Source organism: Kamptonema sp. PCC 6506 (assembly GCF_000180455.1).
Taxonomy (GTDB): Bacteria; Cyanobacteriota; Cyanobacteriia; order Cyanobacteriales; family Microcoleaceae; genus Kamptonema; species Kamptonema formosum.
Window position 1 is genome coordinate 1 of the sequence record NZ_CACA01000239.1, and the last position, 9,598, is coordinate 9,598.

The window sequence follows — 9,598 nt, forward strand, 5'->3', positions numbered from 1 at the left end:
AATTAGGGGGATTTACTTAATAGAAATTTAACCAGTAGATAAATCGCTCTTAATGAAAGCTGAGACTAAATAGCTTATGATAGTATTATGTTAGCAATTTTAAACTGCCACTAAAATCCCTAAAAATTATGAAGCGGCGGCACTTTCTTGAGTTGTCCCTATTATTTGTAGCAAGCTGCTCTACAACAGTAAATCAAGCAAACAGCAGTTTTTCCAATTTAACTATAAATGAACCAGAAACCCTCAAGTTTGCCGTAACAGATATTCAGGGTATTGAAGATTTGCAGCAAAATTATGAGTTTTTTCGGAAGGTTCTTGGAGAAATTTTGGAAAAAAAGATTGAATTTTTCCCAGTTGATAACTATATAGCCGCAGCAGTCTCTCTCCAGTCTGGGGAACTCAAATTAGCTCTAACGGGGCCATCAGAATATACTATCATCCGAGCCAGAACAAATGCCGTTCCCATCATCGCCATTACCCGCCCTGATTATCACTCAATTATTCTTGTTCCTACTAATAGCAAGATTAAATCAGCCGATCAATTGAAAGGTAAAACAATAGCTATGTGGGAAGTAGGTTCAACAGGTGGTCATTTAGGGCCTACTAAAATCTTACTCGATGCTGGCTTAAATCCCCAATCCGATTTCAAAATCTCAATGTTGGGAAAAAATGGTTTGCAGGCTCTTAAAAAAGACCAAGTTGATGCCTTAGCAATTGGTTTGAATAGATACAATGATTTACTCAAAAAAGACAATTTATCTGCAAAGGATTTTCGGATTATTGCCACAGGCCAACCCTTACCTAATGACTTGATTGTTGCTAGTAGTAATCTGCCTAATACCCTTGTTGAAAAAATCCGCGATCGCATGGTAGAAAATCAAGAGCGACTAATTGATGCAATTTTACTTGGGAAAGCTAATGATAAGTATCAAGGAGCTAAATTAGTACCAGCAAACGACAGTGATTATAACATGATTCGCGAAGTTTATAAAGCGATTGGTCAGGGAAATGTTTTTCAATAAAAAGTTCATGAATTTCAACCTTTAGGCAGTTATGCAGAAATTTGAAAGAGGGGAGAGTCTGTCTACACTCAACAACGTTACCATAAATAGAGTAAATAAAAAAGCAGTTGCTAGTGAGAGCAATCACGATCGCAAAAATCGCAGTACAAAAACTCCTTTCACTACCATTAACCGCTTCATTTCTCGTTTAAGTATTGCCAAAAAAATTAATTATGGCTACTCCCTAGCAATTGGAGTCGCTGTACTAGGAACAACAGCGGGAATGAGCGTCGGAGACTATTACCAAAGACAAGCTTTCCACGCTTTGAATTTTGCCGACGAGCAACAACATCTACTTAAGGATTTAGAATATTCTGTACAATCAGTACAGTCACATCCTAAACGGCTAATCTCTGTATTAGGAGATTCAATTTGGTTTGAATATGAAACTGCTAAATTCTTGAGAGATGTGGAGGGAGTTAACAAAATTATTGCTGAACTAGAATCTTTTGGCAAAGAAAATTCCAGAGGTTTAGCAGTAAACTCTACTGAATTAAAGGAGCTATTAAACGGTTACAAAACGACGACTGACTCCTACGCTCAGCTCATCAAGTCTTTTTGGCAGCAAATAGCTCCCTCCTCACTAAAACTAAAGGAAGTTAAAGATGCACAGCAACAAGTATTAGATTTAATCAGAGGAGATAAAGCAGTTAAGCTCGATGTTAAGTTCGAGCGGCTTTCTGAAAGTTTGAGCCTAACTACACAAATAGCAAAGGCAGAGCAACAGCAAGCTTATATTAATTTTAATATAGCCGAGCAATTGCGACTACAAATCATCGTAGTGAGTATGTCAGTGTCAGTCGCAACTGCTATTTTTCTCGCTATCTGCACAAGTCGTGCGATTGCGATTCCTCTCCAAGCTGTAACCAGTATTGCTAAAAATATTACTCAGCAAGCAAATTTTAATTTACAAGCACCAGTAACAACTGAAGATGAAGTTGGAACACTGGCAAAATCTATTAATCAATTAGTTAAATGGGTAGCAGAATATACCGATGAATTAGAGTTGGCTCGCCAAACTTTGGAAGAGCGGGTACAGGAAAGAACAGAAGAACTTACAGAAGCACTTCACAAACTTAAACACACCCAAACTCAGTTAATTCAAACTGAAAAGATGTCAAGTTTGGGCCAGATGGTGGGAGGTGTAGCCCATGAAATTAACAACCCTATTAACTTTATTTACGGCAATCTGGAACACGCCAACCAGTATATTATAGATTTAGTGAATTTAGTTCGTCTCTATCAGCAGGAATACCCCCAACCTACAGAAATTATTGCCGAAGAAATAGAAGCAATAGAGTTAGACTTTATCACTGAAGATTTACTTAAAATGCTTGAATCTATGAAAATAGGTTCCGATCGCATCCGGCAAATAGTTTTGTCTTTACGAAACTTCTCCCGCTTAGATGAAGCTCAAATGAAATTAGTTGATATCCATGAGGGGATTGACAATACACTGCTGATTCTGAATAGTAGGCTTAAGGGTAAAATTGAAGTTATTAAAAATTATGGGCAATTACCACAAATAGAGTGTTATCCGGCACAATTAAATCAAGTATTTATGAATATTCTCGTAAATGCCATTGATGCCCTAGAAGAAGGGGAGGAAAAGAATTCTCTAAAAGGTAAAAGCTCTCAGATTTTGATTCAAACACAAAAGCTGGAATCTGGCAATATTAGGGTGCGGATTTGTGATAATGGCCCTGGGATTTCACCCGCAATTCAAAGTAAACTATTTGACCCATTTTTTACAACTAAGGAACCGGGAAAAGGCACTGGTATAGGACTAGCAATTTGCTACCAAATCATTGAAAAACATCATGGCAAAATTGAAGCGATCTCTTCGCCGGGAACGGGAGCAGAATTTGCGATTGTACTCCCCGCTATAGCAACCGCCAAGGCGGTTAGGGGCTAGGGGCTAGGGGCTAGGGGCTAGGGGAAGAAGGGAATAGAATCAACTATCCAATATCCGAATCCGAATTTGGTCTAAGCGTGCTCCAGAAGCAGAAATTACAGTAAATTCCAGATTTCCATAGACAAATATTTCCCCAAGAGCGGGAATAATTTGTAACTCATGGATCAGAAAACCTCCCAGAGTTTCGTATTCATCAGCGAGGGGCAAATTGAAATTCAATATTTCATTAACAGATTCTAATTCTAACTGTGCCTGCACTAAAAAAGTCCGGTCATCTAACATTTGCAGATCTACTTCTTCCATGTCTGCTGATTCGCGACTTTCGCCGATAATTTCTGCAATCAAATCCTTAAGAGTAACTAACCCAGATGTTCCGCCATATTCATTAACTACGATCGCCATTTCTTCGGGCGATCGCTGCATTAAAGGTAACAATTCACTCAAAAGCATCACCTCCGGCACAAACCTAATTGGACGAATCCAAGGGTCAATTAACGTCTGGGGGGAAAGCAAACCTTGAGCTAGGGGTTTAGCTAGTTGCTTGAAGTCAACAAGGCCAACAATCTCGTCTAAAGATTCCCCAAAAGCAGGATAGCGGGAATGTCCAGAAATAGCTATTTCATCTAGCAGCATTTGAAAGGTAGCAGTTCTAGGAATTGCCGCAATGCTAGTACGAGTAGTCATCACTTCTTCGACTGAAACCGCTCCAAATTCAAAAACATTATTGAGTAGTTCTCGCTCCTGGGCCTGCAAACCAGTTGACTCAGTGGAGGTAGCAATTATGAGCTGCAATTCTTGCGAAGTAACTGGTCGATGCGGAACGCCGTATTCCATGCCCAGCACGCGCAGTAACCAGCGGGTAGATTGGTTGAGAATCCAAATAAACGGGTTAAAAAAACGAGCGATCGCTAAACTGGGAGGCCCTAAAACCTTCGCTAACTGTTCTGAATGCAACAAAGCTATCGATTTTGGTAGGAGCTCTCCCAGGACAATTTGCAAATAAGCCAGGAGGAAAAAAGTTAATATTGATATACCCAGAGAATGAGCGATCGCCTCGCTAATATTCGCTGGTAGCGGCAAGTAAGCCAAAAACCTTCGCACCAGAATCGCCATCGTCCCCTCGCCAATCCAGCCGAGAGCCAAACTAGACAGGGTAATTCCTAACTGTGTAGTCGAGAGCAGACGTTCGATTCTGCGCTGCAAATGCTGCACAGTCTGAGCTTCTAAATCGCCCACCGCAGCTAAATGATTGATATGCGATCGCCGTACCGAGACAATTGAAAACTCCGCCGTGACAAAAAAAGCATTAATAGCAATCAGCAGTAAAACTGCCAGCAGCCGTAACAGCGCATCTGTCCAAGTAAGGGCAGGTAAGCTAGGCATTCCTAGCACCGCCTTCGACAACCACAACAGGGGCAACCATCTTCGATCTTCTTAATCAAGTTTGAAAATACTATGACCGCTCATTGAGAACAACTTTATTTCGGGATTGAAATCCCCGATATCTGTAGCTGGAGTTTTTGATTAGGATAATCCGTCAGCGTCAGCGAAAGTTGTTTTGCATTGTCCAGCAAAGCTGTGGGAATACTCACCGTCCCGTAAAACACCTGCCCATTAGGTGGCAATTCCCCTGGTAAATCTTCAGCACTAGCACTCAGGGCTCGATTTTGGTCGTCGGTGACATTCAAGAAACTATAGAGAAAGCGGACAGATTGCGAGCCTTCGTTCTTCATGCTTACATCCAGCAGCAGAGAACTGCCGCGTTCGCGAATGGAACTCACCTCCAGCGTTACCCCCCCGTCGCGACTATTAATCGGAAACTTCGTCTTGGCATTCTCCTGTTTAACGGGTTTTTTCGCCTGGGCAGATTTAGCCGTCGCCTTGTTTGCATCCGCATTGCCCTTAGCAGCCCCCTTCTCCACATCACGGCCTTCCATCCGTGCTTTGACAGCTTTGAGAATATCCTTCTCGTTCAGTATAGATACTTCCTCGCGGGGATTTGAACTACCCTTGGTGCCACCCGCGTTGTTACCGGGGCGGACATCTGGTTGAGTAATTCCTTTCAAAGCTTGGCGACCTACGGTAAAACCCCATGAAGCACTCGTCAAACCGGCTCCAAACATGAGGGTGAGTAGAATTAAGGTCAGAACTACGGTTGAATTCAATGCCATTGCCTGTAAAGTTATGCCAAATCGCCCTGAAAACTGCTATTTACTACAGATACCTGTAGCTCGCAGCGATGCCAAATCAACCTGCGGCCGATTGGCGATTTATATTTCAGTTATCTAGTTTTAGCACGGACTGGCAAATTGTGTTATTATCTGATATCATCTAAGGTAAAGCGCCTTTGGCCGATTGGGGAGGCAGCGAGCTCATAATTCGCTTTCAGACTGGTTCGATTCCAGTAGGGCGCACTTAATATCAACCGCCTTGGCGGTTTAAGAGGGGCTAGGGGCTAGGGGCTAGGGGCTAGGGTAAGATGGGGAAGAAGGGGCTAGGGGCTAGGGGCTAGGGGCTAGGGTAAGAAGGGAAGATGGGGAAGAAGGGAAGATGGGGAAGATGGTAATAGAATCAGCGACTTTGGTGGAATTGAGAATGTCCTAGCTGCCTTGGCGACTGCTATATATCCAACCCTGCTTACTTTAAAAAGTTCTCTACACCGTTGCAAAACTCGCAATTCGGGTTAGGCTCTAAGTTTTTCACAAGTTGCACCGTATCCGGGTTATTTTTCGCCCAAAGTTCGCGATCGCTCCGAATTTTAGCGAGCTGAGCTTCAACATTGTCTGCTGTCAGCAACACCCCAAAATCTCTAGGCTGAGTTTCTTCTCGGTATTGGAAAATCCTATTTATTACCAAATCTCCCACTTCTTTGCGGTAATGGGAACTTTCTATATAATTTTTCATATTATTACTAATAGCTTCAGTTGTAATACTATTGTAACCAGAAAAATCCCAGACGGGAGCCATTGCCACTATTCGGCGCTTCCACTCTTCAAAAACTGGCCAAAAACCCGCATCCCGAATAACTTCCCATTCAGTAGCATGACAAGGTGAAATGAACAATTCTAATTTAATACCCCGTTGCCGACAAATATCTATCATACTTTTTAAATCATTCATATTTGATTCTGAAAGTTTGTAAGTCTGATAAAATTCTGGTCGAGTCCGAAAAGCCTTTAATACTTCCACAAAAATTATTTCTTGGGGGTGATTGTGATAAGTTTCACGAATAAAATAAGGAGTATCCCGCATCCCATTGGGGTAAAAATGACCTGTCGCATTAGGCTCATTTCTATTGCGAATTATTGTCAGCTTACTAGATATCAAAGCATCTAAAGAAAAAAGAACTTCCCACGCATCTTGGAAACTAATGCTAGTTTTCTCTAGGCGATTTTCCCGGAAACTAGGAGTCAGCTTCCCCAATTGATTAAACATAAAAAAATCCAGACCTAAAACAACCAACTTTAAATCTGGTTGATTAGCGATCGCGTGTTGCAAATAGCGCTTAGCTTCATAGATATTTCCCCCAGTAATTCCCAGATTATAGACTGGTTGGTAATTCTCCAAAGCCGGATGATTTGGATCTAAACCAACTTCAGCTCTAGAAGAGCCTAAAAAAACAGATTTGGGGGTGAGTTTAGTTATAGCAAGAGCTTTAAATAATCTGACGTGATTGTGATTTTCTGATTTTACCTTATTGAAACCAACAATACTTAAATTGCCCATCACACCATAGGGATCGACCAAAAAATTAAAGGCTCCAACTAACCCCATTAAGAAGAATACAACTGCCAGAAAACTAAAAATATAGCGGCGGTAAGATTTCATGATTTTAGCTCACCTTAAAATTGAAAGTACAGAAACTCAGAGACGCGATTTAGAGAAATTAAACAGAAAACTGCTAAACTAGCTGTCACTACGATCCATATCTGTGTTGGCTTAAACCGCTGCATAAACTGTTGCGTATTTGGTAATAGGGTAACGCACAGCAATAGTCCAATCAATACAATTGCTGTATTTCGCAAACCCAAGCTAGGCAGATATCCTAGTTCTTTAAACTGCACTCCTAGCGGAGTTAAAAAATTGAGTTGGGATTCAAAAGAAGTTGGCAATATAAAGCCTTTCATTCCTACCAGTGCCTTCAAAATTTCTTTGGCAGTGTGAATATTATGAGCGCGAAATAGTACCCAACTAGCTACAACAGCTAAAAAAGTCAGCGTCCAACATAGCAATTTTGGCAAAGAAATATTCAGCTTGCGCCATAGTTGATGAATTACCAAAAATAACCCGTGTATTCCTCCCCATAATACAAAAGTCCAGCCAGCACCGTGCCATAGTCCACCTAACAGCATAGTTATCATCAGATTAACATAGCGGCGAATTTCACCTTGGCGATTACCACCTAAAGGGATGTACAAATAATCACGGAGGAAATTAGAAAGGGTAATGTGCCACCGTCGCCAAAAGTCAGTAATAGAGGTAGATTTATAGGGAGAGTTAAAGTTATAAGGTAGAGGAATATTAAACATCCATCCCAAGCCAACTGCCATATCTGAGTAGCCAGAAAAATCAAAGTAAAGTTGTAATGTATAACTAAGCGATCCTGTCCAAGCTTCGAGGAAACTGACATCACTTGCATTGCTAAAAACTGGGGCTACCCAAGGGGAGATATTATCTGCTATAATTACCTTTTTGGACAGTCCAAGGATAAACATTGTTAAACCCATAGCTACATTTTTATGGGAAAAAACAAATGTTCGTATTTGCCGTAATTCTGGAATTAGTTCGTTGTGGCGCAGGATGGGCCCGGCAATTAGTTGGGGAAAGAAGGAAATGAATAGACTATAGGAGACTAAATCATATTTATATTTTTCGTGTTCTCCCCGATAGACATCTACGAGATAAGCAATTTGGGTGAATGTATAAAATGAAATTGCTAGAGGTAATGAAATCTCAGAAATTGACCATTCTGTATGAAAAAGCTGATTCCAAGAAGTGACAAAAAAATTGGCGTATTTGTAATAGCCAATATTTGCCAAATTCAAAATAATGCCAACCCAGAGTAGAGTTTTGGCACGCTGACGATTGGACAGGCTTCGCTGGATTTCTTCACCTATATAATAGTTAGCGCCCACAGAAATAAGCATGATGGGCAGATAGGAAATATTCCAGTAAGCGTAAAAGAACAGAGAAGCGAAGGCTAGCCACCAAATCGCCCCTTTGATTAAATGAAACTTGCAGAGAGAAAAAAATACAATGATAGTAATTGGTAAAAAGCCAAAGATAAATACGTAAGAGTTGAAAAGCATAGTAGATACACTAATGGCTAATGGCTAATGGCTAATTCCTAATTGGGGAAAAATTCTCCTCCTCTCCCCCAGCCTCCCTCTTCCTTCTTCCTTCTTCCTTCTTCCTTCTACTATAAAATCCAGCAGGATGCACTCTGGGAAACAGGACATCCTGGCTGAATTGAGAGTTATAGCAACCTTAGACCTAATATTTAACGTGCGATCGTTGGGTCTGATGGTAGCCCTAGCAAGGATGTATTAAAGGGATTGAGGGCATCTGGGACGCGAATAATTGGATCGCTAGAGACTTGCTGTTGCAGCATTTCTCGGTAGAGTCCGTGAATTTGGCTAGAATCCCGCTCAAGTTGCTTTTCAGGAAAACCAATAATTCCAGTGGGTGAACCGATGCCTAAAAGGTCATTTGTGTATCCTTGAAAGCTGACACTTTGGAAAAAGTCTCCAGAACTTTCAAAGAAACGCCGATTAAATTCATCGGAAACTGGATGATATCCAAAGGGTTCTGCTTGAGCGATTTTTACAGATCCTAATATGGTAGAAACGATCGCGATCGCCAACACACCACTAAGGCTTTTTAACTTTTGGGGCATGATCTTAAGCCTCAAGATTAATTCAGATTCTAATATAGACTGATTATCGGCTATTTATTTACTTCGTCAACTTTGTTTGCTTTTGCCGTTATGGATGAAACTTTGTCTCCGACTGGGTTAGCTGTCTCTTTAGCTACTACTGATTTAACAAGTCTACGCGAACAGCTTCTAGATTTGCTGTGCGAGTTTGCCTACCGCGAAGGGGACTTTATACTCTCTTCTGGTCAGCAAAGTTCTTATTATATCAACTGTAAGCCTGTGACGCTTCATCCTCAAGGTGCTTTGGCTGTGGGTCGTTTGCTGCTGTCGGCGTTACCAGCAAATACTGATGCTGTGGCGGGTTTGACTTTGGGTGCTGACCCAATTGTATCGGCTGTGAGTGTGGTTTCGGCTTATGAAAATCGACCGATTCCGGCGTTGATCGTGCGGAAGGAGTCGAAAGGACATGGGACGATGGCTTATATTGAGGGGCCGGTGTTGCAGGAAGGCGCTAAGGTTGTGGTTTTGGAAGATGTGGTGACAACTGGCGGATCGGCGATGAAGGCGGTTGAACGCTTGCGGGGTGCGGGTTATCAGGTGGAGTGGGTAATTTCGTTGATCGATCGCGAACAAGGAGGCGAACAGTTGTATCGGGAGGCGGGTTTGAAGTTTAAGGCGTTGTTTACGATCGCAGATCTTCAAAAGTGGCTCTGAGGCTAGGGGCTAGGGGCTAGGGAAAGAGGGGGA

The 9,598-nt window shown here is 41.7% G+C and carries 8 protein-coding genes and 1 tRNA gene; 4 read left to right on the forward strand and 5 right to left on the reverse strand.

The genetic code is table 11. The annotated features are described in order from the left end of the window. Positions 1-128 precede the first annotated feature (128 nt). Positions 129-1,022, forward strand: coding sequence for a phosphate/phosphite/phosphonate ABC transporter substrate-binding protein (locus OSCI_RS12290; RefSeq protein ID WP_007355279.1), 894 nt, complete (start codon positions 129-131; stop codon positions 1,020-1,022). Between the two features lie 31 nt (positions 1,023-1,053). Beyond that, the gene (locus OSCI_RS12295; protein WP_007355280.1) at positions 1,054-2,976 is read left to right on the forward strand and encodes a sensor histidine kinase; all 1,923 of its coding nucleotides are present in this window, start codon (positions 1,054-1,056) and stop codon (positions 2,974-2,976) included. A gap of 39 nt (positions 2,977-3,015) precedes the next feature. Here the strand turns inward: OSCI_RS12295 and OSCI_RS12300 are convergent, their stop codons facing one another. Then, entirely contained in the window at positions 3,016-4,359 is a 1,344-nt protein-coding gene (locus OSCI_RS12300) for a hemolysin family protein (protein ID WP_007355281.1), read from the reverse strand. Positions 4,360-4,454: 95 nt separating this feature from the next. Then, positions 4,455-5,147, reverse strand: a complete 693-nt coding sequence (locus OSCI_RS12305) for a hypothetical protein (protein ID WP_007355282.1) — start codon at positions 5,145-5,147, stop codon at positions 4,455-4,457. Between the two features lie 170 nt (positions 5,148-5,317). Here OSCI_RS12305 and OSCI_RS12310 point away from each other — a divergent pair. Next, positions 5,318-5,390 (forward strand) — tRNA-Ile (locus OSCI_RS12310). A gap of 223 nt (positions 5,391-5,613) precedes the next feature. Here the strand turns inward: OSCI_RS12310 and OSCI_RS12315 are convergent. The 3 genes from OSCI_RS12315 to OSCI_RS12325 all read right to left on the reverse strand — a co-directional run bounded on the left by OSCI_RS12315 (position 5,614) and on the right by OSCI_RS12325 (position 8,872). Next, positions 5,614-6,804: a hypothetical protein gene (locus OSCI_RS12315; RefSeq protein WP_007355283.1), complete on the reverse strand. Its 1,191-nt coding sequence runs from the start codon at positions 6,802-6,804 to the stop codon at positions 5,614-5,616. Between the two features lie 14 nt (positions 6,805-6,818). Continuing rightward, positions 6,819-8,285, reverse strand: coding sequence for an MBOAT family O-acyltransferase (locus OSCI_RS12320; RefSeq protein WP_007355284.1), 1,467 nt, complete (start codon positions 8,283-8,285; stop codon positions 6,819-6,821). 191 nt (positions 8,286-8,476) lie between these two features. Next, positions 8,477-8,872 carry a hypothetical protein gene (locus OSCI_RS12325; RefSeq protein ID WP_007355285.1) on the reverse strand — a complete coding sequence of 132 codons (396 nt, stop codon included), beginning with the start codon at positions 8,870-8,872 and terminating at the stop codon, positions 8,477-8,479. Between the two features lie 90 nt (positions 8,873-8,962). On the opposite strand from OSCI_RS12325, the gene pyrE reads away from it, so the two are divergent. Next, positions 8,963-9,565 (forward strand): orotate phosphoribosyltransferase, encoded by a 603-nt coding sequence (gene pyrE, locus OSCI_RS12330; RefSeq protein WP_007355286.1) that lies wholly within the window; start codon positions 8,963-8,965, stop codon positions 9,563-9,565. The last annotated feature ends 33 nt before the right edge of the window (positions 9,566-9,598 follow it).

Bases quoted from the DNA above. Each gene is read 5' to 3' on its own strand.
- OSCI_RS12290 (WP_007355279.1), top strand. From the start codon at position 129: ATGAAGCGGCGGCACTTTCTTGAGTTGTCCCTATTATTTGTAGCAAGC.
- OSCI_RS12325 (WP_007355285.1), bottom strand. From the start codon at position 8,872: ATGCCCCAAAAGTTAAAAAGCCTTAGTGGTGTGTTGGCGATCGCGATC.
- OSCI_RS12320 (WP_007355284.1), bottom strand. From the start codon at position 8,285: ATGCTTTTCAACTCTTACGTATTTATCTTTGGCTTTTTACCAATTACT.
- OSCI_RS12295 (WP_007355280.1), top strand. From the start codon at position 1,054: ATGCAGAAATTTGAAAGAGGGGAGAGTCTGTCTACACTCAACAACGTT.
- OSCI_RS12300 (WP_007355281.1), bottom strand. From the start codon at position 4,359: ATGCCTAGCTTACCTGCCCTTACTTGGACAGATGCGCTGTTACGGCTG.
- pyrE (WP_007355286.1), top strand. From the start codon at position 8,963: ATGGATGAAACTTTGTCTCCGACTGGGTTAGCTGTCTCTTTAGCTACT.
- OSCI_RS12305 (WP_007355282.1), bottom strand. From the start codon at position 5,147: ATGGCATTGAATTCAACCGTAGTTCTGACCTTAATTCTACTCACCCTC.
- OSCI_RS12315 (WP_007355283.1), bottom strand. From the start codon at position 6,804: ATGAAATCTTACCGCCGCTATATTTTTAGTTTTCTGGCAGTTGTATTC.